Origin of the sequence: Streptomyces racemochromogenes, from assembly GCF_039535215.1 — a bacterium.
GTDB classification, from domain to species: Bacteria; Actinomycetota; Actinomycetes; order Streptomycetales; family Streptomycetaceae; genus Streptomyces; species Streptomyces racemochromogenes.
In genome coordinates, this window is sequence record NZ_BAAAWT010000001.1 from 2,289,564 (window position 1) to 2,311,156 (window position 21,593).

At 74.2% G+C, this 21,593-nt stretch carries 15 protein-coding genes; 8 read left to right on the forward strand and 7 right to left on the reverse strand.

Annotation, left to right across the window (positions count from 1 at the left end):
• Window positions 1-163: 163 nt before the first annotated feature.
• On the reverse strand, window positions 164-511 hold the full coding sequence (locus ABD973_RS10305; RefSeq protein WP_277607510.1) for an MGMT family protein: 348 nt from the start codon (window positions 509-511) through the stop codon (window positions 164-166).
• A 119-nt stretch (window positions 512-630) separates the two neighbouring features.
• On the opposite strand from ABD973_RS10305, the gene ABD973_RS10310 reads away from it, so the two are divergent.
• On the forward strand, window positions 631-3,375 hold the full coding sequence (locus ABD973_RS10310; RefSeq protein ID WP_125603754.1) for a lysylphosphatidylglycerol synthase transmembrane domain-containing protein: 2,745 nt from the start codon (window positions 631-633) through the stop codon (window positions 3,373-3,375).
• Between the two features lie 373 nt (window positions 3,376-3,748).
• Here ABD973_RS10310 and ABD973_RS10315 read toward each other — a convergent pair whose 3' ends face one another.
• The gene (locus ABD973_RS10315) at window positions 3,749-4,486 is read right to left on the reverse strand and encodes a YwiC-like family protein (protein WP_125822434.1); all 738 of its coding nucleotides are present in this window, start codon (window positions 4,484-4,486) and stop codon (window positions 3,749-3,751) included.
• 246 nt (window positions 4,487-4,732) lie between these two features.
• On the opposite strand from ABD973_RS10315, the gene ABD973_RS10320 reads away from it, so the two are divergent.
• The 7 genes from ABD973_RS10320 (at window position 4,733) to ABD973_RS10350 (ending at window position 15,516) form a co-directional block, all read left to right on the forward strand.
• On the forward strand, window positions 4,733-8,392 hold the full coding sequence (locus ABD973_RS10320; RefSeq protein WP_345499918.1) for a nitrate reductase subunit alpha: 3,660 nt from the start codon (window positions 4,733-4,735) through the stop codon (window positions 8,390-8,392).
• Window positions 8,393-8,394: 2 nt separating this feature from the next.
• The gene (narH, locus tag ABD973_RS10325; protein ID WP_345499920.1) at window positions 8,395-9,918 is read left to right on the forward strand and encodes a nitrate reductase subunit beta; all 1,524 of its coding nucleotides are present in this window, start codon (window positions 8,395-8,397) and stop codon (window positions 9,916-9,918) included.
• Window positions 9,915-10,574, forward strand: coding sequence for a nitrate reductase molybdenum cofactor assembly chaperone (narJ, locus tag ABD973_RS10330; RefSeq protein WP_345499922.1), 660 nt, complete (start codon window positions 9,915-9,917; stop codon window positions 10,572-10,574). Before narH ends, narJ begins: the two co-directional genes overlap by 4 nt.
• Window positions 10,574-11,299, forward strand: a complete 726-nt coding sequence (gene narI, locus ABD973_RS10335) for a respiratory nitrate reductase subunit gamma (protein WP_125822430.1) — start codon at window positions 10,574-10,576, stop codon at window positions 11,297-11,299. The genes narJ and narI overlap by 1 nt, the downstream gene beginning before the upstream one ends.
• Entirely contained in the window at window positions 11,296-12,516 is a 1,221-nt protein-coding gene (locus ABD973_RS10340) for a TIGR04053 family radical SAM/SPASM domain-containing protein (RefSeq protein ID WP_345499926.1), read from the forward strand. Before narI ends, ABD973_RS10340 begins: the two co-directional genes overlap by 4 nt.
• The gene (gene hemG / locus ABD973_RS10345) at window positions 12,504-13,892 is read left to right on the forward strand and encodes a protoporphyrinogen oxidase (protein ID WP_345499928.1); all 1,389 of its coding nucleotides are present in this window, start codon (window positions 12,504-12,506) and stop codon (window positions 13,890-13,892) included. The genes ABD973_RS10340 and hemG overlap by 13 nt, the downstream gene beginning before the upstream one ends.
• 67 nt (window positions 13,893-13,959) lie before the next feature.
• Window positions 13,960-15,516: an alpha/beta hydrolase gene (locus ABD973_RS10350; protein WP_345499930.1), complete on the forward strand. Its 1,557-nt coding sequence runs from the start codon at window positions 13,960-13,962 to the stop codon at window positions 15,514-15,516.
• A gap of 75 nt (window positions 15,517-15,591) precedes the next feature.
• Here the strand turns inward: ABD973_RS10350 and moeZ are convergent, their stop codons facing one another.
• The 5 genes from moeZ to ABD973_RS10375 all read right to left on the reverse strand — a co-directional run bounded on the left by moeZ (window position 15,592) and on the right by ABD973_RS10375 (window position 21,496).
• Window positions 15,592-16,770 carry an adenylyltransferase/sulfurtransferase MoeZ gene (gene moeZ / locus ABD973_RS10355; RefSeq protein ID WP_125822427.1) on the reverse strand — a complete coding sequence of 393 codons (1,179 nt, stop codon included), beginning with the start codon at window positions 16,768-16,770 and terminating at the stop codon, window positions 15,592-15,594.
• Between the two features lie 63 nt (window positions 16,771-16,833).
• Window positions 16,834-17,589 (reverse strand): spherulation-specific family 4 protein, encoded by a 756-nt coding sequence (locus ABD973_RS10360; protein ID WP_345499934.1) that lies wholly within the window; start codon window positions 17,587-17,589, stop codon window positions 16,834-16,836.
• Window positions 17,577-18,584 carry an NAD-dependent epimerase/dehydratase gene (locus ABD973_RS10365; RefSeq protein WP_125604057.1) on the reverse strand — a complete coding sequence of 336 codons (1,008 nt, stop codon included), beginning with the start codon at window positions 18,582-18,584 and terminating at the stop codon, window positions 17,577-17,579. The genes ABD973_RS10360 and ABD973_RS10365 overlap by 13 nt, the downstream gene beginning before the upstream one ends.
• Before the next feature lie 31 nt (window positions 18,585-18,615).
• Complete coding sequence (locus ABD973_RS10370; protein ID WP_345499936.1) at window positions 18,616-19,566, reverse strand: hypothetical protein; 951 nt, start codon at window positions 19,564-19,566, stop codon at window positions 18,616-18,618.
• 343 nt (window positions 19,567-19,909) lie between these two features.
• Complete coding sequence (locus ABD973_RS10375) at window positions 19,910-21,496, reverse strand: DUF3492 domain-containing protein (RefSeq protein ID WP_345499938.1); 1,587 nt, start codon at window positions 21,494-21,496, stop codon at window positions 19,910-19,912.
• Window positions 21,497-21,593 lie beyond the last annotated feature (97 nt).

Genomic DNA, 21,593 nt, shown 5'->3' on the forward strand with positions numbered 1-21,593 from the left:
TCGGGGGGACCTCGGCCGCGTACGCCGAAGAGGCAACGCTACGCCAACCGCGCCGGCCGCCGCAGTCCGTCCCGCGGGGTGCGGAAGTCGCCCGGGAGGGCCGCGGTGCCGTCCTCCGTACGGGCCTTCGACCCTCCGCCCGCGTCTCGGATGCCGGAAGCTGTCAGGTGTGAGCCTCGTCGCCTCCGGCCCCCTCCTCGCGCCCGTCCCAGCGCGCCCTGCGCATGGCCAGCCGGGGTTCGCCGGAGGGGGTCTCGCGCAGCGGGGTGCCCTCGGTCCGGTAGTGCTCCAGGGCGCGCCGTTCGCTGCCGGGCAGGGGTACGCCGTCCGCCCGCACCACGCGCCACCAGGGCACGGCTCCTCCGTACAGGGCCATGACACGCCCGACTTGGCGCGGGCCGCCCTCGCCGAGCCACTCGGCGACGTCCCCGTACGTCATCACCCGGCCGGGCGGAATCCGCTCGGCCGCCTCCAGTACCCGCTCCGCGTAGGCGGGCAGCTCATCGCTCATTCGGCACATGGTGCCGGATGCTCCGCGCGGTCCGGTGGAAGCCTTCCTTCCGTACCGGCGCGCACCCTGCTGCCCCGCGCGGCCGCCCGTCCGTGCCACCATCGTCCGGGCGGTGACTGGTGATACGTGATCAAGAAGAGACGGATGTGACGGCGAAGGAGCGGGTTGTGAGCCCTCCGGACGGCGCGGCGAGGGGCGATGACGCGCGCCCGGACGAGGCGCACCCCGACGACCCGTCGCGCCCGGACGAGGCGCACCCCGACGACCCGCCCGGCCACACGCCGACGGAGGCCGACCGCGTCGAGGTGGACGAGCCGCTGCTCGCCGCCCGCGTGCACCGGCCCTCCGACCTGGTACGACTCCTCGCCGGCGTCCTCGGCATCGCCGTCGTGCTCGGCATCGCCGCGTTCGCCCACGGCACCACCGCGGGCCTGGAGCAGGACATCACGCAGGGCACCGGCCAGGCGCCCGCCCTGCTGATCAAGGTCGCGGGGCTGGTGTCCAGCATCGCCGTGCTCCTCGTACCGGTGGCCTTCGCCATCGAGCGGCTGATCAAGCGCGACGGGCTGCGCATCGCCGACGGCGTCCTCGCGGCCGTCCTCGCGCACGGGGTGACCCTGGCCACCGACCTGTGGGTGTCCCAGGGCGCCCCCGAGACCATCCAGGACGCCCTGACGCGGGCCACGGCCACGTCGGGCTCCACCGACCCGGTGCACGGGTACCTCGCGCCGGTGATCGCGTACATGACGGCCGTCGGGATGACCCGGCGGCCCCGCTGGCGGGTCGCGCTGTGGGTGGTGCTGTTGTTGGACGCCTTCGCCATGCTGGTCAGCGGCTACACCACGCCGTTCTCGATCATCCTGACGGTGCTCATCGGCTGGAGCGTGGCCTACGGGACCCTGTACGCCGTCGGCTCGCCGAACGTCCGGCCCACCGGGCAGAACCTCCTCGCCGGGCTGCGCCGCGTCGGCTTCCAGCCGGTCAGCGCGATGCGCGCGGAGGCCGCGGACGGGGACAGCACCGAGACCGGCGACCGCGGCCGCCGGTACCACGTCACGCTGGAGGACGGGCCGCCGCTGGACGTCACCGTCGTGGACCGGGAACAGCAGGCGCAGGGCTTCTTCTACCGGGTCTGGCGGCGGATGACCCTGCGCGGGATCACCACCCGGCGCAGCATCCAGTCGCTGCGCCAGGCCCTGGAGCAGGAGGCCCTGCTCGCGTACGCGGCCATCGCGGCGGGGGCGAACGCGCCGAAGCTGATCGCCACCTCCGAGCTGGGCCCGGACGCCGTGATGCTCGTCTACGAGCACCTGGGCGGCCGGAACCTGGACGCCCTCGCCGACGAGGAGATCACCGACGAGCTGACCCGCAACGCCTGGGAGCAGGTACGGGCCCTGCAGTCGCGCCGGATCGCGCACCGGCGGCTCACGGGCGACGCGTTGGTGGTGGATCGTTCCGGCAAGGTGATCCTCACGGACCTGCGGGGCGGTGAGATCGCGGCCGGCGACCTGGTGCTGCGGATGGACGTCGCGCAGCTGCTGACCACGCTCGGCCTGCGGGTCGGCGCCGAGCGGTCGGTGGCCTCGGCGGTGTCGGTGCTCGGCCCGGACACGGTGGCGGACTGCCTGCCGCTGCTCCAGCCGATCGCGCTGAGCCGCTCCACCCGGGCGACCCTGCGCAGGCTGGCCCGGGAGCGGGCCGACCGGCAGCGGGAAGCCGTACTGGAGTCCTCGCGGGCGGCGAAGGCGGCGCGGGAGGCGGGCTCCGAGGCCGGGTCGGCCACGGCGGCCACCTCCGCCGCGGCCGACCGCAAGGCCGAGAAGAGGGCGCTGGACGACGCCCTGGAGGGGGCGCGGGAGGAGGACCTGCTGAGCCAGATCCGCCAGCAGGTGCTGCTGATCCGCCCGCAGGCGCCGGTGGAGCCGGCCCGGCTGGAACGGATCCGGCCGCGCACGCTGGTGTCCTTCATCGCAGGTGCCTTCGGTGCGTACTTCCTGCTCACGCAGCTGGCCCACGTGGACTTCGCGACGATCATCACCGAGGCGCAGTGGGGCTGGGTCGGGGCGGCGCTGGCCTTCTCGGTGCTGACGTACTTCGCGGCGGCGATGAGCCTGCTGGGCTTCGTCCCGGAGCGGGTCCCCTTCCTGCGGACGGTGGTCGCGCAGGTCGCGGGGTCGTTCGTGAAGCTGGTGGCTCCGGCGGCGGTCGGCGGTGTCGCGCTGAACACCCGGTTCCTGCAGCGGGCGGGGGTCCGGCCGGGGCTGGCCGTGGCGAGCGTCGGAGCGTCGCAGCTGTTCGGCCTGGCCAGTCACATCTTGCTGCTGCTGGCCTTCGGCTACCTGACGGGTACCGAGAAGACCCCGGAGATGGCCCCGTCGAGGACGGTGATCGCGGGTCTGCTGACGGTGGCGGTGCTGGTGCTGGTCGTCACGGCGGTGCCGCTCCTGCGGAAGTTCGTGGTGACGCGGGTGCGGGCGCTGTTCGCGGGCGTGGTGCCGCGCATGCTGGACGTCCTCCAGCGGCCGCAGAAGCTGGTGACGGGCATCGGCGGGATGCTGCTGCTGACCGGCTGCTTCGTGATGTGCCTGGACGCCTCGATCCGCGCGTTCGGGGGCGGCGAGGCCATCAGCTACGCGAGCATCGCGGTGGTGTTCCTGGCGGGCAACGCGCTGGGCTCGGCGGCGCCGACGCCGGGCGGCATGGGCGCGGTGGAGACCACCCTGACGCTGGGTCTGATCGCGGCGGGGCTGGAGAAGGAGGTCGCGATCTCGGCGGTGCTGCTGTTCCGGCTGATGACCTTCTGGCTGCCGGTGCTGCCGGGGTGGGTGTCGTTCAACTTCTTGACGCGCAAGGAAGCCATCTAGCTCCGCAGGTTCGGCCGTCTGTGTGGGTGGGTGGCCGCTGCGCGGGGCTGGTTCCCTACCCGCCCTTCCACCGTTCCCAGGGGCGGAGCCCCTGACCCCGTCGCGCTCAAACGCCGCGCGGGCTGGATGTATCCAGCCCGCGCGGCGTTTGAGCGCGGGGGTCTGGGGCGGAGCCCCCAGACCCCCGCGCACAGCCCGGGGAACGGGCGAAGGGCGGGTAGGGGACCAGCCCCGCGCAGCGGCACACCAGCCGCACACGCCCCACCGGCACCAGCCACCCGGGCCGACCCCGCCCCGGGTCCGACCGCAGGAGGCCGGCGCAGCGACGCGAAGCCGGGGAGGCCGCCCGCGGCCGAGCCGCGCGAGCGGCGCGTCAGGAAAGGGCCAACGCCGCCAGCAGGGCGCCCGCGCAGGCGAGTTCCGTCGCGCCGACGGCGGCCGGGCGCAGGCCCCGCCCGGGGAGGGCGGCCGCGCGGGCGAGGTACGCGGCGAAGGGGAGGGCCAGCCACGGGGAGAGGAGCGCGGCCAGCGCGAGCGCCGCGGCGTGGTACGCCACCGAGCCCCGCCGGTACGCCCGCGAACCCCGCTCGCGGATCATCGTCTTGACGTACGGCACCGTCCCCGCGAAGTACAGCAGGCACGCCACCGCCGCCGGCCACGCCCGCTCCGGGCCGAGCCCGCCGAGCCGGGCCGCGACCAAGGCCATGCCGCACGCCGGGACCACCGCCGCGAGGCCGTTGGCCAGGGCCCGTTCGCGGCCCCGCCGGGCGTACCAGGTGGTGACCGCCAGGAAGGGGGCGGCCGCCGCGGCCGCGAGCAGCAGCCAGGGGTGGAGCACCGCCAGGGGTACGGCGGCGAGCGCGCAGGCACCGCCGAGGACCAGCGCCGGCAGGGTGTGCCGCCGCGCCGAGCGCAGCCCGCGCGCGTGCAGCCGCAGCCACTGCTGGCCGTGGAAGACCGCCGCGTACCCGAGCAGCCAGGCGGCCAGCAGGAGCAGGTGCCGCCACCCGGGGTGCGGGGCCAGGACGGTGCCCGCGAGGAAGGGCACGGCGAGCATCGCCCACGCCCCGTGCTGGTCCGGGATCCACATCCGATTCCGTTTCCGAGCCATGAATTCATCGTTCCACGCTTTCAAAGTGGAGTTTTCCCGCGCTATTTGATTCCGCCCGCGTCCGGACGACAGGCCTGCGGAAAAGCGGAAGTTGGTCACCCGCCGCCGGGACCTTTGCCGCCCGCCGCCCCTTGGTGACCGGCGTAGCGTCGACGAGTGGTCCGCTTTCCCGTGGCCGCCCCGCCCACTCCGTTTCCGGTCGCCTGGAGGGTCACCTTGAACGCGCGTGATTCCGTCGATTCAGCCGTGGATTCAGCCGTCGGCTCAGCCGTCGATTCCCTCGTCCGCGCGGGGAGTTTCTTCACCCGCGCCGACGTCTCCGACGACCTGCGCACGGTGCACCGGACCGGCGGCCGGGCCGCCGAGGCCTTCTACCGGGACCGGTGGAGCCACGACAAGGTGGTCCACTCCACCCACGGCGTGAACTGCACCGGTTCCTGCCGGTGGAAGGTGTTCGTCAAGGACGGCATCATCACCTGGGAGACGCAGGCCACCGACTACCCCTCGGTCGGCCCCGACCGCCCCGAGTACGAGCCCCGCGGCTGCCCGCGCGGCGCCTCGTTCTCCTGGTACTCCTACTCCCCCACCCGGGTGCGCTACCCGTACGTGCGCGGCGTGCTGCTGGAGATGTACCGCGAGGCCAAGGCGCGCCTGGGCGATCCCGTCCTGGCCTGGGCCGACGTCCAGGGCGACCCGGAGCGCCGCCGCCGCTACCAGCGGGCGCGCGGCAAGGGCGGGCTGGTGCGGGCCACGTGGGAGGAGGCGCTGGAGATCACCGCCGCCGCGCACGTGCACACCATCAGGGAGCACGGCCCGGACCGGGTGGCCGGCTTCTCTCCGATCCCGGCGATGTCGATGGCCTCGCACGCCGCCGGGGCCCGTTTCCACTCCCTCATCGGCGCGCCGATGCTGAGCTTCTACGACTGGTACGCCGACCTGCCGGTGGCCTCGCCGCAGGTGTTCGGCGACCAGACGGACGTGCCCGAGTCCGGGGACTGGTGGGACGCCGCCTACCTGATGATGTGGGGGTCGAACGTCCCCGTCACCCGCACTCCCGACGCGCACTGGATGGCCGAGGCACGCTACCGCGGGCAGAAGGTCGTGACGGTCTCCCCGGATTTCGCGGACAACACGAAATTCGCCGACGAGTGGATGCACCCGCACCCGGGTACGGACGGCGCGCTGGCCTTCGCGATGGGGCACGTCATCCTGAAGGAATTCTTCGTGGAGAAGGAGACCCCTTTCTTCACGGATTACGTCCGCCGGTACACGGACCTGCCGTTCCTGGTCTCGCTTCGGGAAACGGAGCACGGGCTGGTCCCGGGCAAGTTCGTCACCGCCGCCGATCTCGGACAGGACACCGAGAACGCCGAGTGGAAGACGGTCCTGGTCGACGACGCCACCGGCGAGCCCGTCGTACCGAACGGCACCCTCGGGCACCGCTGGGGCGCGAACGAGACCCCTGAATGGAACCTGGACCTCGGCACCACCGTGCCCCGGCTGACCCTGCTGGGGGAGGGCGAGAGCGCCGAGATCGTGCTCCCCCGCTTCGAGGACGACGAACGGGCCGGCGGCCGGGGCGGCACCGTCCGCCGCGGGGTGCCCGTGCGCCGCATCGGCGGGAAGGCCGTGACCACCGTCTTCGACCTGATGCTCGCCCAGTACGGGGTGGCCCGCGCGGGCCTGCCCGGCGAGTGGCCCACCGGCTACGAGGACGCCTCCCAGCCCGGCACCCCCGGTTGGCAGGAGTCGCTGACCTCGGTGCCCGCCGCGCAGGCGGCCCGGGTGGCACGGGAGTTCGCCTCGACGGCCGAGGCCTCGCAGGGCCGCTGCATGATCCTGATGGGAGCCGGCACCAACCACTGGTTCCACTCGGAGACCATCTACCGCTGCTTCCTCGCCCTGCTCACCCTCACCGGCTGCCAGGGCCGCAACGGAGGCGGCTGGGGCCACTACGTCGGCCAGGAGAAGTGCCGCCCGGTCACCGGCTGGGCCACCCTGGCCGCGGCCTCCGACTGGTCGCGCCCGCCGCGCCAGATGATCGGCGCCGCCTGGTTCTACCTGCACACCGGCCAGTGGCGCTACGACACCCTCCCGGCGCGGGCCCTGGCCTCCCCGCTCGCCGAGGGCGCCTTCGAGGGCATGAGCGGCGCCGACTGCCTGGCCGCGAGCGCCCGGATGGGCTGGATGCCCTCGTACCCGACCTTCGACCGCAACCCCCTGGAGCTGGGCGAGAGCGCCGACCCGGTGGCGGACGCGGTGCGCGCGCTGGAGGAGGGCACGCTCGGCTTCGCCGGCGAGGACCCCGACGACCCGCGCAACTGGCCGCGCGTGCTGAACGTGTGGCGGGCCAACCTCCTCGGCTCCAGTTCCAAGGGCAACGAGTACTTCCTCAAGCACCTGCTCGGCACGCACTCCAACCTCCCCGACGACGGGCCGCGCTGCACGCCCAGGGACGTCGCGTACCGGGAGGAGGACGTGGAGGGGAAGCTCGACCTGCTGATGTCGATGGACTTCCGGATGACGTCCACGACGCTGCTGTCGGACGTGGTCCTGCCGGCCGCCACCTGGTACGAGAAGCACGACCTGTCCTCCACGGACATGCACCCCTTCCTGCACGCCTTCACCCCGGCCGTGGACCCGCCCTGGCAGGCGCGCTCCGACTACGACGCCTTCCGCGGCCTCGCCGAGCGCTTCGGCGAGCTCGCCGCCACCCACCTCGGCGTGCGCCGGGACCTGGTGGCGACCGCCCTCCAGCACGACACGCCGGGCGGGGAGATGGCCCAGCCGGGCGGGGTCGCGCTGGACTGGTCGAAGGGCGAGTGCGAGCCCGTACCGGGCCGGACGATGTACGACCTGAAGGTGGTCGAGCGGGACTACGGGGCGGTCGGCGAGAAGTTCTCCGCGCTCGGCCCGCTGATCGACCGGCTCGGCGTCACCACGAAGGCGATCACCTTCGACGTGGCCGAGGAGGTCGCCCACCTCGGCGAGAAGAACGGCCTGGTCCGGGGCGGGGCCGGCGACGGCCGCCCCCGGCTGGACACCGCGCGGCGGGCCTGCGAGGCGATCCTCGCGCTGTCCGGGACGAGCAACGGCCGGCTCGCCACCCGGGGATTCGAGACCCTGGAGAAGAAGGTCGGCACGCACATGGCCCACCTGGCCGCCGAGGCGGAGGGCAAGCGGATCTCCTTCGCCGACACCCAGGCCCGCCCGGTCCCGGTGATCACCTCGCCCGAGTGGTCGGGATCGGAGTCGGGCGGGCGCCGCTACACCGCCTTCACCGTCAACACCGAGCACCTGAAGCCCTGGCACACCCTCACGGGCCGCCAGCACTTCTTCATCGACCACGACTGGCTGCACGAGGTCGGCGAGTCGCTGCCCGTCTACAAGCCGCCGCTGAACATGCACGCCCTGTACGGGGAACCCGAACTGGGCGTCGTCGACCAGAAGTCGGTGGCCGTCCGCTACCTCACCCCGCACAACAAGTGGGCGATCCACAGCCAGTACCAGGACAACCTCTACATGATGACCCTGGGCCGCGGCGGGCAGACGGTGTGGATGTCCCCGCAGGACGCCGAGGCGATCGGGGTCGCCGACAACGACTGGATCGAGGCGGTCAACCGCAACGGCGTGGTCACCGCCCGCGCGATCGTCTCCCACAAGATGCCGCCCGGCACCGTCTACATGAACCACGCGCAGGAACGCACGGTCGGCGTGCCCAGGACCGAGAAGACGGGCCGCCGAGGCGGCATCCACAACTCGCTGACCCGGGTGATGCTCAAGCCCACCCACCTCATCGGCGGCTACGCCCAGCTGACCTGGGCCTTCAACTACCTGGGCCCGACCGGCAACCAGCGCGACGAGGTGACGGTCATCCGCCGCCGCGACCAGAAGGTGGAGTTCTAGCAGTGAAGGTCATGGCACAGGTCGCGATGGTCATGAACCTCGACAAGTGCATCGGCTGCCACACCTGTTCGGTCACCTGCAAGCAGGCGTGGACCAACCGGCAGGGCACCGAGTACGTCTGGTTCAACAACGTCGAGACCCTCCCCGGGCAGGGCTACCCGCGCCGCTGGGAGGACCAGGAGAAGTGGAAGGGCGGCTGGGAGCGCACCCGCTCCGGCCGGCTGCGGCTGCGGGCCGGCGGGCGCCTCGCGAAGCTCGGCAAGATCTTCGCGAACCCGCAGATGCCGGAGATCGACGACTACTACCAGCCGTGGAGCTACGAGTACAAGAACCTCACCGACGCCCCGGCGGGCGACGACCTCCCCACCGCCCGGCCCGTCTCCCAGCTCACCGGCGAGCCCCTGGACACCATCCGGTGGGGCCCCAACTGGGACGACAACCTCGGCGGCGCCCCCGCCCACGCGCCGAAGGACCCGGTCGTGGAGAAGATCCGCGAGGAGGTCGGGGAGAGGATCCGCTTCGAGTTCGAGCAGAGCTTCATGTTCTACCTCCCCCGGATCTGCGAGCACTGCCTCAATCCGGCGTGCGTCTCCTCCTGCCCCTCGGGCGCCATGTACAAGCGGGAGGAGGACGGCATCGTCCTCGTCGACCAGGACCGCTGCCGCGGCTGGCGCATGTGCGTGACCGGCTGCCCGTACAAGAAGGTGTACTTCAACCACCGCACCGGCAAGGCCGAGAAGTGCACCTTCTGCTTCCCGCGCGTCGAGGTCGGCATGCCCACCGTCTGCTCCGAGACCTGCGTGGGCCGGATGCGCTACCTCGGCGTCATGCTCTACGACGCCGACAAGGTCGCCGCGGCCGCCGCCGTCGAGGACGAGCACGACCTCTACCGGGCCCAGCTGGAGTGCTTCCTCGACCCGCACGACCCGGCCGTGGTCGCCGCCGCCCGCGCGGCCGGCCTGACCCGGGAGTGGATCGAGGCCGCGCAGCGCTCCCCGGTCTACGACCTGATCGCCACCTACCAGGTCGCCCTGCCCCTCCACCCGGAGTACCGGACGATGCCGATGGTCTGGTACGTGCCCCCGCTCTCCCCCGTCGTCGAGGCGGTCGCCGCCACCGGCAGCGACGGCGAGGACGCCGGCAACCTCTTCGGCGCCATCGACGCCCTGCGCATCCCCGTGGAGTACCTCGCGGAGGTCCTCACGGCCGGCGACACCCACGTCGTGGAGGCCGTGCTGCACCGGATGGCCGCGATGCGCGCCTACATGCGGAGGATCAACCTGGGCGAGGAGCGCGACGAGTCGGTCGCCGCCGCCGTCGGCCTGACCGGCGTCGAGATGGAGGACATGTTCCGGCTCCTGGCCATCGCCAAGCCGGAGGACCGCTTCGTCATCCCGACGGCGGCCCGCGCCGACGCCGACGCCCTCGCCGCCTCGCACCCGCTCGACGCGGGGTGCCCCGTCGGCGAGCAGGCCGGGAAACCCCGCGTGATGCTCAACCTCAGCCCCGCCAGGAGGAGCTCGTGACCCCCGACGCCCTCGTACGCCTCGTCGCGGGCCGCGTCCTGCAGTACCCCGGCGACCGCTTCCACGACGAACTCCCCCGGCTGCGCGCCGCCCTCACCGCGGCGCCCGCCGAACCGGCCGCGCTGCTCGGCGCGTTCCTCGACGAGGCCGAGGGGATGACCCCGATCGGCCTGTGCGAGCGGTACACCTCCACCTTCGACACCCGCAACCGGCGCTGCCTCTATCTGACCTGGTGGACGGACGGCGACACGCGCCGGCGCGGGCTGTCCCTCGTACGGCTCAAGCGGATCTACCGGGACTTCGGGCTGGAGTACGCGGGCGAGGAGCTGCCCGACTTCCTGCCCGCCGCACTGGAGTTCGCCGCGCTGCGCGAGGAGGCCGGCACCGAGCTGCTCCAGGAGCACCGGGCCGGGCTGGAGCTGCTGCGGCTCGCGCTCACCGAGTCCGCCAGCCCGTACGCCCGGGTGCTGGAGGCGGTCTGCACGACGCTGCCGGGCCCCTCCCCCGCGACGAAGGCCGAGGCGAAGGCGCTCGCGCGGGGCGGGCCGCCGCAGGAGCTGGTGGGCGCGGGCTCCCCGCTCGAACCGTCCGGACCCGGCATCGACCGGCCGGCGGACCTGCCGTGGCCCACCTCACCGGAAAGGAAGACGGCCTGATGGACCTCATCCTGTGGGGCGTGCTGCCGTACGTCTCGATCACCCTGCTCGTGGCCGGCACGGTCTGGCGGGCCCGCTACGACGCCTTCGGCTGGACCACCCGCTCCTCCCAGCTGTACGAGTCGCGGCTGCTGCGGATCGGCTCCCCCCTCTTCCACTTCGGCATGCTCTTCGTGGTCCTGGGCCACGTGGTCGGCCTGCTGGTCCCGATGCGGTGGACCGACGCGCTCGGGCTGAGCGACCACGCCTACCACCTGCTGGCCGTCTCCACCGGCGCCGTCGCGGGCGTCGCGGCCGCCGCCGGCATCGGGATCCTCGTGTACCGGCGCCTGCGGGTGCCCGCCGTACGCCGGGCCACCCTGCGGAGCGACCACCTGATGTACGCGGTCCTGCTGGGGGCGATGCTGCTGGGCCTGACGGCCACCGTCCTGAACTCCACCGGGCGGACCGGGGACTACAACTACCGCGAGGGCGTCTCGGTCTGGTTCCGGAGCCTGTTCACCCTCTCCCCCGACCACCACCTGATGGCGGGCGCCCCGCTCGCGTTCAAACTGCACGTCCTGTTCGGCTTCGCCCTCTTCGCGCTGATCCCCTACTCGCGGCTGGTCCACATGTTCTCCGCGCCGCTGAAGTACCTCTTCCGCCCCTTCGTCGTCTACCGCAGGCGGGACCCGCGGCTGACCTCCAACCGTCCGGACCGGCGCGGCTGGGAGCGGGTGTCATGACGGCCCGCGCCCCCCGCGCGGTCGTCCGCACCCTGCGCCACGACGTCGCCGAACGCCCCTTCCTCGTCATCTGGGAGGCCACCCGGGCCTGCGAACTGGCCTGCCGGCACTGCCGCGCCGAGGCGCGGACCGCCCGCGACCCGCGCGAGCTGGACGGGGCCGACGCCCGCCGGGTGATGGACCAGACCGCCGCCTTCGGCAGGCCCGCCCCCCTCTTCGTGATCACCGGCGGCGACCCCTTCCAGCGCCCCGACCTCACAGGCCTCATCGCGTACGGCACCTCGCTGGGGCTGCGCGTCGCCGTCTCCCCCTCCGGCACGCCCACCCTCACCCGGGAGAACCTCCGGGCCGTGCGCGACGCCGGGGCGGTGGCCCTCTCCCTCTCCCTGGACGGCTCCACCCCCGAACGGCACGACGCCTTCCGGGGCGTCCCCGGCGTCTGGGAGCGGACCCTGGAGGGCTGGCGGGCCGCCCGCGACCTCGGCCTCAAGGTGCAGGTCAACACCACCGTCAGCCGCGGCAGCCTGGACGACCTCGCCGACATCGCGGCGCTGGTCCGCCGCAAGGGCGCGATGCTCTGGTCCGGCTTCCTCCTCGTCCCGGCCGGGCGCGCGCAGCAGCTCCGGTCGCTGACCGCCGCGGAGACCGAGGACGTCCTGCACTTCCTCTACGACTGCGGGGCGGTCCTCGCCGCCAAGACCACCGAGGGCCACCACTTCCGCCGCGTCGTGCTCCAGCGGACCGTCCTCGAGGCACGCGGCGAACGGCCCGCGCTCGGACCCCTCTACGAGCGGCTGCACGCCCGCGCCGGCCGGCTCGGGCTCTTCGACGGGGCGCGGCGCGCGGCACGCCGGCCTCCGCTGGACGTCTCGGCCGGGCGCGGCTTCGTCTTCGTCTCGCACACCGGCGAGGTGCACCCCAGCGGCTTCCTGCCGCTGTCGGCGGGCAGCGTGAAGGACCGCCCGCTGCCGGAGATCTACCGCCGGGCGCCGCTGTTCACCTCGCTGCGCGACCCGGCACTGCTGCGCGGCCGCTGCGGGGCCTGCGAGTTCAAGGCGGTGTGCGGGGGCTCGCGCTCGCGGGCGTACGGCGCCACCCGGGACGTGCTGGCCGAGGACCCGTACTGCGCGTACGAGCCCGGCAGCTTCCCGTACCAGGAGGAACTGCGGCACCTGACCCGGGGCGCCGCCGGAAGGAGCACCCCGTGCGTTCGGTGATCATCGTGGGCGGCGGCATCAGCGGTCTGGCAGCTGCCTGGGAACTGCGGGGCACGGCCGACGTCACCGTCCTGGAGGCCGGCCCCCGCCTCGGCGGGAAGCTGCGCACGGGCACCGTCGCCGGCATCCGCGTCGACGAGGGCGCCGAGTCCCTGATGGCGCTGCGGCCGGAGGCGGTGGAGCTGGCCGCGGCCGTCGGGCTCGGCGACGCCCTGTGCGACCCGGCCCCCGCGGCCACCACCCTCTGGACGGGCGGCGCGCTGCGCCCGCTGCCGCCGGGCCACGTCATGGGCATCCCCGCCGATCCGGCGGCGCTGGCCGGCACCGGGCTGCTCTCGGCGCAGGGCCAGGGCCGGATCGAGCGGGAGGAGAGCGTGCCCGCGGCGCCCGTCACCGGGGACTGCTCGGTGGCGGAGTACCTGGCGGCCCGCCTCGGCCCGGAGGCGGTGGACCGGCTGGTCGAGCCCCTGCTCGGCGGGGTGTACGCGGGCCGCGCCGACCGGCTCTCGCTGCGCGCGGCGATGCCCCGGATCGCCGCCCTGGCGGAGCGGGGCGAGCCGCTGCTGCCGGCGCTGCGCCGCATGCGGTCGGCCGCCGCGGCCCGGGCGGCGGGCCCGGCGCCCGCGGCCGTCCGGGGCGTGAACGGCGGCACGGGCCTCTTGCCGCAGGCGGTGGCGCGGGCGTCCGGGGCGCGGATCCTCACCGGGACGGCGGCCCGCTCGCTGGAGCGGCTGCCGCAAGACCGCTGGCGGGTGGCGGCGGTGACGGCCGACGGCCCGCTGACCCTGCGGGCGGACGCCGTCATCCTGGCGGTACCGGCCTTCGCGGCGGCGGAACTGCTGCGGCCGCACGCGCCGCACGCGCGGGAGGAGCTCGCGGCGGTCCCGTACGCCTCGACGGCGGTCGTCACCCTGGTCTACTCCCGCAGGCGGGCCCGGGCCCTCCCGGAGGGCAACGGCTTCCTGGTCCCGCCGGCGGACGGGCACGCGCTGAAGGCGGCGTCGTTCCTGTCCAACAAGTGGGCCTGGCTGCGGGACGCGGCACCCGCACAGTTCGTGGTGCGCGCCTCCGTCGGCCGGTTCGGCGAGGAGGACCTGCCGGCCCGCCCCGACCGCCACCTGATCCGGACGGTGACCGCCGAACTCCGCCGGGCGGTCGGCCCGATGGGCGACCCGCACGCCGCCCGGGTGACCCGCTGGGACCGGGGCCTGCCCCAGTACGGCGTCGGCCACCTCGAGCGGGTGGCCCGGATACGCGAGGCCGCCGGGAAGCTCCCGGGCCTGGCCCTGTGCGGCGCGGCGTACGAGGGCGTGGGCGTGGCCGCCTGCGTCGCCACCGGCCGCGCCGCCGCCCGGCGGGCCGCCGCCGGGAGCTGAGCCCGCGCCGCCCCCCGAACGGGTCAGCGCGGGGGCGGGGCCGGGGGCGGGCCCACAGGATGGGGGCATGCCGAGAAACGTCCTGCGGGCCACCACCGCCGCCGCGCTCGCCGCCACGCTGCTCACCACCGGCGCCTGCTCCGACGGCGGCGGCAGCGGGGGCGGGCAGAGAACCGGTACCGGGTCCGCCGAACCGGTCAAGCCGCTGTCGTGGGGCGACTGCGGCGCCCCCACGGCCGCCGAGGGCGGCGGGCAGGCACCCGGCCAGGACTGGCAGTGCGCCACCCTCGAGGTACCGCTCGACTACGCCGAACCGGGGGGCGAGACCATCCCCCTCGCCCTGATCCGCGCGAAGGCCCGCGACAAGTCCAAGCGGCTCGGCTCGCTGGTGTTCAACTTCGGCGGGCCCGGCGGTTCCGGGATCTCCACCCTGCCCGGTGCCGCCAAGGAGTACGAGGCCCTGCGCGCCCGGTACGACCTGGTGAGCTTCGACCCGCGCGGGGTCGGCCGCAGCGCCCCCGTCCGCTGCGAGGACGACAAGCAGCTCGACGCCTACTACGCGCAGGACTCCTCCCCCGCCACCCCGGAGCAGGAGAAGGCCTTCGTCGACGGCATCCGGAAGTACCAGCAGGCCTGCAAGGCCAACTCCGGCAAGGTGCTCCCGTACGTGGGGACCGAGAACGCGGCCCGTGACCTGGACCGGATCCGCCAGGCCCTCGGCGACGAGAAGCTGAACTACTTCGGGATCTCCTACGGCACCGAACTCGGCGGGGTCTACGCCCACCTGTTCCCGAAGAACGTGGGCCGGGCGGTCTTCGACGCCGTGGTGGACCCCACCAAGGACGCCGAAGAGGGCGCGCTGGGGCAGGCGAAGGGCTTCCAGCTGGCCCTCGGCAACTTCGCCCAGGACTGCGTCAACCGCGGCGACCAGTGCCGGATCCAGGGCAGCACCGCCAAGGAGATCGAGGCCAACATCATCAAGCTGCAGAAGGAGCTGGCCGCCAAGCCCATCGCCGGGATCGGCGACCGGAAGCTCACCGAGTCCCAGGCGACGAACGGCATCGCGCAGGCGCTCTACTCCAAGGAGCTGTGGCCGCTGCTGGAACAGGGCCTGGACGAGGCCGAGGGCGGTCAGGGTCAGCTGCTGATGGCCCTGTCCGACGCCCTCAACGGCCGTGACCAGAACGGCCGGTACAGCAACATCGGCGCGGCCAACACCGCCATCAACTGCGCCGACTCCAAGGAGCGCTACACCCTGGAGGAGACCAAGGCCCGGCTGCCGGAGTTCCGCAAGGCCTCGCCCGTCTTCGGGGACTTCCTCGGCTGGGCGATGCTGAGCTGCACCGACTGGCCGGTCGCCGGCGCCTGGCAGACCCCGGACGTGTCCGCGCCGGGCGCCGCGCCGATCCTGGTGATCGGCAACACCGGTGACCCGGCGACCCCGTACGAGGGTGCCCGCGCGATGGCCGAGCGGCTCGGCAAGGGCGTGGGCGTGGAGCTGACGTACAAGGGCGAGGGGCACGGCGCGTACAACAGCGGCGACAAGTGCGTGCAGGGAGCGGTCAACGCGTACATGCTGGACGGGAAGGTGCCGGGCGCGGGAACCGTCTGCACGGCGGCCTGACCCCGCCCGGACGTGCGGAAGGGGCCGTACCCGCCGGGCGGGTGCGGCCCCTTCGGAGCAGGACTGGCAGAGGGACTAGTAGACCGGCTTCCCGGGCTCGATCTGGTGGACCCAGCCGATGACGCCGCCGCCGACGTGCACCGCGTCGGCGAAGCCGGCGGACTTCAGGACCGCGAGGACTTCCGCACTGCGGACACCCGTCTTGCAGTGCAGGACGATCTTCTTGTCCTGCGGCAGGTCCTGGAGGGCGGTGCCCATCAGGAACTCGCCCTTGGGGATCAGCTTCGCGCCGGGGATCGAGACGATCTCGTACTCGTTCTTCTCGCGGACGTCGATGATCTCGATGTTCTCGCCTTCGTCGATCCACTCCTTGAGCTGCTTGGGAGTGATCGTGGAGCCGGCGGCGGCCTCCTGGGCCTCCTCCGACACGACGCCGCAGAAGGCCTCGTAGTCGATGAGCTCGGTGACGGTCGCGTTCGGACCGCAGACCGCGCAGTCGGGGTCCTTGCGGACCTTGACCTGGCGGTACTGCATCTCCAGGGCGTCGTAGATCATCAGGCGGCCGACGAGCGGCTCGCCGACGCCGGTGAGGACCTTGATGGCCTCGGTGACCTGGATCGAGCCGATGGACGCGCAGAGCACGCCCAGCACGCCGCCCTCGGCGCAGCTCGGGACCATGCCCGGCGGCGGGGGCTCCGGGTAGAGGCAGCGGTAGCAGGGACCGTGCTCGGACCAGAAGACGGAGGCCTGGCCGTCGAAGCGGTAGATCGAACCCCACACGTACGGCTTGTTCAGCAGCACGCAGGCGTCGTTGACCAGGTAACGGGTGGCGAAGTTGTCCGTGCCGTCGACGATGAGGTCGTACTGGCTGAAGATCTCCATCACGTTCTCGGCTTCGAGCCGCTCTTCGTGCAGCACCACGTTGACGTACGGGTTGATGCCCAGCACGCTGTCGCGGGCGGACTCGGCCTTGGAACGGCCGATGTCCGACTGGCTGTGGATGATCTGGCGCTGCAGGTTCGACTCGTCGACCTCGTCGAACTCCACGATGCCCAGGGTGCCGACGCCGGCCGCGGCCAGGTACATGAGGGCGGGCGAGCCGAGGCCGCCCGCGCCCACGGCCAGCACCTTGGCGTTCTTCAGGCGCTTCTGGCCGTCCATCCCGACGTCCGGGATGATCAGGTGGCGGGAGTACCGACGGACCTCGTCAACGGTGAGCTCAGCAGCTGGCTCTACCAGGGGTGGCAGCGACACGGGGACTCCGTAGATGGGTAAGTCTGAACGTTGGTTCTCCCCGTAACACTGCCACGCCCTTCTTCATTCCGAGACACCCGGTCCGATACGTGAGACGATTTCGTCCCAGTACGCGGGCATCGACGCCCAGGGGTCCCGGTCCGGGGCGCCCCGGCGGTCGGTGAACCAGATGGTTCCCGCGCCCTGCCAGCGGGCGATGCGGACGGCCTCCTCCAGGTGGGTTCGGGGCACCCCGTGGACCAGGTGGCAGAACCGCTCCGGCGGGTGGTCCGCCGTCCATTCGGCCACCTGCGACCAGCGGTAGTCGGCCCAGGCCCCGGAGAAGGTGACCAGCTGGTCGGCGGCCTCCACGTAGCCCTCGTAGGGGTGCGTGCCGTGTCCCAGCACGATCCGCAGCCCCTCGCCGAGCCCGCGCAGGGCGTCGGTCACCCGGTGCACGGAGGGCAGGTCCGCCCGGCCGGCGGGGGCGCCGGCCAGGTAGAAGCCGCCGATCCCGTACCAGTCGCGGAAGCGGTGCGCGTCGGAGAGCAGCTCCCCGAAGCACCGGGAGCCGTCCCGCATCGCGAGATGCCCGAGGACCGTCCCGCCGGCGTCCCGCAGCTTCGCGGCCGCCTCGGTGCAGTGCGGGTCGGGACGCCCGCCGGGCCCGTCGGCGACGTTGAGCACCGCCCAGTGCAGCGGGGTCCCGGGGCGGGTCAGCTCGGCCCACTCCACCGGGGCGACCAGCGGGTGCGCGTAGCCGGGGATGCCCAGGCCGAGCCGGCCGGCCTCGGTCGCGGCCGCCGCCGTGGCACCCGGCGGGGTGGTCAGATACGGCACGCCGCCTCCATCCAGATGTCCGCGAGGGACTCCTCCAGGTTGATCCGGGGCCGCCAGCCGAGCCGGTCCCGGGCGGTGCGCACGTCGGCCTGCTGCCAGGCGCCGCAGCCGTCGGGGTAGGGGTACGGCTGGGGGGCCGCGGCGAGCTGCTCCGCGGTGGCCTCGGAGCGGGGCGAGCCGATGGCGGAGAGGCCCTGCGGCCGGCCGGCGTGCCCGAGGCCGTGCCGGTCGGTGCCGTGCGGGACGTCCAGCTCGTTGAGGGCGCCGCCGTAGCCGGCGACGCGGGCGAGGACGGCCGCCGCGTCGCGCAGCCGGACGGCGCGGCCGGTGCCGATGTTCACGACCCCCTGGGCGGCGGACAGGGAGGCCGCGTGCACGGCCCGCGCGACGTCCCGTACGTCGACGAAGTCGCGCTGCACCCCGAGGCCGCTGAGCTTGAGCTCGCCGTCCCCGGACTGCATGGCCCGCCGCATGGCCTCGGCGAGCCGGCCCAGGGGGGAGCCGGCCGGGGTGCCGGGCCCGACGGGCGAGAAGACGCGGAGCACGACGGCGTCCAGCCCGGAGCCGAGGACCAGCTCGGTGGCGGCGAGTTTGCTGACGCCGTACGGTCCGCCGGGTCTCGGGACTGCGTCCTCGGCCGTGGAGGAGCCGGGCTGGCTGGGCCCGTACTCGGCGGCGCAGCCGAGCTGGACGAGCCGGGCCCCGCAGCCGCTGCGGCGCAGGGACTCGCAGATGGTGGCGACGGCGACGGTGTTGTGCCGGGTCAGTTCGCGGGCGCCGCCGCGGGTGGCGCCCGCGCAGTTGATGACGACGCCCGGGTGGACGGCGTCCAGGAAGCGGGTGAGCGCGCCGGGGCTGCCGGTGGCGAGGTCGAAGCGGACGTCGGCGTCGTCGCCGCGGCCGAGCGCGGTGAGCTGCACGGCGGGGTCGGCGAGCAGCCGGTCGGCCACGTAGCGGCCGAGGTATCCGTTGGCTCCGATCAGCAGCACCCTCATCGCGCAACCCCTTGGTCGATTGGCTGGCCGGTCATGCTGTTTCTCCTTGGTGTCGGTGGGGCCGGTGACGCGCGTGTGCGGAGGCACGGGACAGCGCGAGGAAGGCGTGTACGAGGAGTCCCGCCGCGGCGGCGGGGACCGCCGCCGGGTCCGGGACCAGGGCGAGCGCGAGGGCCGCGGCGACGGGCGTGCGGTGCGCGCCGTGCCGCAGCAGCAGCCGGGCGAGGAACAGCAGCACCGCGAACGGCACCGCCGTCCCCGGGGCGGCCGCCGTGACCGCGGCCGCCCCCGTGGCGGCCGCGGTGAACAGCAGGAGGATCCCGGCGAGCAGCGGTCGTGCCCCGGCGGAGAAGTCGTCCAGGGCCCGGCTGCCGGCGAGCCGGCGGCGCGCCCGGGCGGCGTAGAGGACCCCGACGAGGTGTCCGGGGGCGACGGCCAGGGCGAGGGCGGCGCCGAGGGCCGGGCCGTGCCGGTGGACGGCCCAGCCGACGGCGGCCGCCGAGAGCAGGTGGGCGGCGTAGGGGAAGCGCCCCCCGGCGCTCCGCCCGGGCCAGACCAGCGCGGCGGCGGTGAGGAGCGCCGCGAGGGGTCCCGCCCCCGGCATCCCGGCGGCGGCCGCCCCGAGGGCGAGCGCACCGGGCAGCAGGGCGTACCCGAACCCCCGCACCGCCCGCGTCCCGGCCGGGGGCCGCACGGGCGCGGCGTCGGGGGCCTCGCCGCGCGGGGTCCGCGCGTACAGCTCCTCGGCGAGGGTGAACACGTCCCGGTGCCGGAACCGCGCGGCGGTCCGGTCGGTGATCCCGTGCGCCTCCAGCCCGGCGGCGATCTCCAGCGGGTCGACGGCCCGCTCGCAGAGCTCCCGATGCCGGTGCAACAACGCCTTGACGGGATCCCCGCCCCGCGGTGCACGCGGCTTCGCCGCGGGGGCCGCGGCGCCGTCGGCCGCCGCGCCCCGCCGCGCACGCGCCTGCGGCGCGGTCACGGCGCTGACGTCCGAGACGCCGGGTCCGCCAAATCCACCCCCGCCGGCGCCCGAGACGCCGGGTCCGCCAAATCCAGCCCCGCCGACGTCCGAGACGCCGGATCCGCCAAATCCAGCCCCGCCGGCGCCCGAGACGCCGGGTCCGCCAAATCCACCCCCGCCGAGGCCCGAGACGCCGGGTCCGGAAAATCCAGCCCCGCCGGCGTTTGAGGCGCGGGGGTCCGGGGGCAGAGCCCCCGGCAGCGGCGCCGCACCCGCGATGTCCGAGGTGGTCATACCGCCTCCTCCGTTCCTGCCGGCCAGGCGAGGGGCAGCGGCGCCGCACCCGCGATGTCCGAGGTCGTCACGCCCGCACCTCCGCAGCCGGCACCGGCTCGGCCGCCCGGGCCACCCACGGCCCCGCCACCCTCGCCTCCGCCGGCACGGAGAACGGCACTTCCCCCTCCACCCGTGAGGAACCGACGGCCAGCAGCCGCAGGTAGCTCTCCCCGAAGGCCTCCACGTTCCGCTCGACGGTGAACAGTTCGAGCGCCCGCGCACGGGCGGCGGCGCCCAGCCGCTGGGCCCGCTCGGGGTCCTCCAGCAGCGCGAGGCAGGCCTCGGCCAGCGCCCGCGGGTTGCGCGGCGGGACGACGAGCCCGGTGCCGCCGATGACCTCGCGGACGGCCCCGACGTCGGTGGAGACGGTGGCCCGGCCGCAGAACATGGCCTCGGCCAGGGTGATGGGGAAGCCCTCGATCACCGAGGACAGCAGTACGATCCGCCCGGCCCCGTACGCCTCGGCCGGCGAGGCCGCCTCCGGTCCGCCGATCTCCTCGAAGGTGACGGGGCTCTCCCCCACGGTCCGCGCGTCGGCGGCCTCGTCGGGGAAGAGCTGCGCGGCCAGCGAGCGGCAGTCGGACAGGTAGCCCGGGGCGGCGGCCGAGGCGAAGATCCGCAGCCGGGTGTGCGGGGCGGCCCGGCGGACCTCCGCGAAGGCGTGCAGGAGGGCGATCAGGTCCTTGGCCGGCTCGATCCGTCCGACCCACACCAGGGTGTCGGGGTCCCCCCGGTCGGGGTCCTCTCCGACGGCGGCGAATCGGTCCGCCTCCATGCCGGGGTAGACCGTCCGCAGCCGTTCCCGCGGGGCCCCGCAGCGCTCCTGCCAGCGGCGGGCGTGCGCGTTGCCGGGGGTGAGGAGGTCGGCGCGGGCGTAGATCTCCCCGGCGAGGCGGATGTGGAAGGCGGCCAGCAGGGCGCGTACGGCGGGCCGGGTGTCCTCGCGCTGTTCCAGATAGTGGGCGCGGAGCTGGACGCCGTACTCGGTGACCAGTAACGGGACCCCGAAGAAGCGTTTGGCCAGCAGGCCGGGGACGGCCGCGGCCCCGCCGGCGGCGGCGTGGCAGACGTCGGCCCGGCCGAGGCCCTCGTCCTCGTACCAGTCGAGGGACAGCGGCCGCAGCGCGCGCTCCAGTTCGTCCACGAACTCCAGCAGGTCGGGAACGCGCGCGGCCTGGAGGGCGCGGCCCGCGCCGGGGGCGCGGCAGCCGGACTCGACCGCCCGCACGGCCGTCTCGGAGCGCAGGGCCGCGTACATCCCGCCCTGGTCGCGGGCGAGTTCGGCGAGCCCGTACAGTCCGGTGGCGAAGGCGTCGGCGTCCCCGGCGCAGATCCCCCGGACCAGCTCGGCGAAGCAGGCGGCGAAGTGCCGGCGCTCGCGGCGGGAGTAGGTGCGCCCGTCGTCCGCGGGGGCCCACAGCGGGGCGGTGCGCACGCGGGTGACGTGCGGCGGGAGGGTGACCCGGCCGCTCTCCTCCTGCCCGGCGGTGCGGCTCAGCGCGTAGAGCTCGAACTCGTGCTGGGGCAGCCCGCGCACGAGCCGGTCGCACCAGAGCCTCGCCTCGCCCGACGCATACGGATAACCACCTTCCGTGACCAGTCCGATCCGCACGCGTGGCACCCCCGATCTCCCGTTCCAGGCGGCCGCCGTCGGTCCGGCGACCCGCCGCGGGAGAACTCAAGCGGATGCGCCGGTGGCGCGGCGGACG

Bases quoted from the DNA above. Each gene is read 5' to 3' on its own strand.
- ABD973_RS10305 (WP_277607510.1), bottom strand. From the start codon at position 511: ATGAGCGATGAGCTGCCCGCCTACGCGGAGCGGGTACTGGAGGCGGCC.
- ABD973_RS10315 (WP_125822434.1), bottom strand. From the start codon at position 4,486: ATGGCTCGGAAACGGAATCGGATGTGGATCCCGGACCAGCACGGGGCG.
- narI (WP_125822430.1), top strand. From the start codon at position 10,574: ATGGACCTCATCCTGTGGGGCGTGCTGCCGTACGTCTCGATCACCCTG.
- ABD973_RS10340 (WP_345499926.1), top strand. From the start codon at position 11,296: ATGACGGCCCGCGCCCCCCGCGCGGTCGTCCGCACCCTGCGCCACGAC.
- ABD973_RS10350 (WP_345499930.1), top strand. From the start codon at position 13,960: ATGCCGAGAAACGTCCTGCGGGCCACCACCGCCGCCGCGCTCGCCGCC.
- ABD973_RS10365 (WP_125604057.1), bottom strand. From the start codon at position 18,584: ATGAGGGTGCTGCTGATCGGAGCCAACGGATACCTCGGCCGCTACGTG.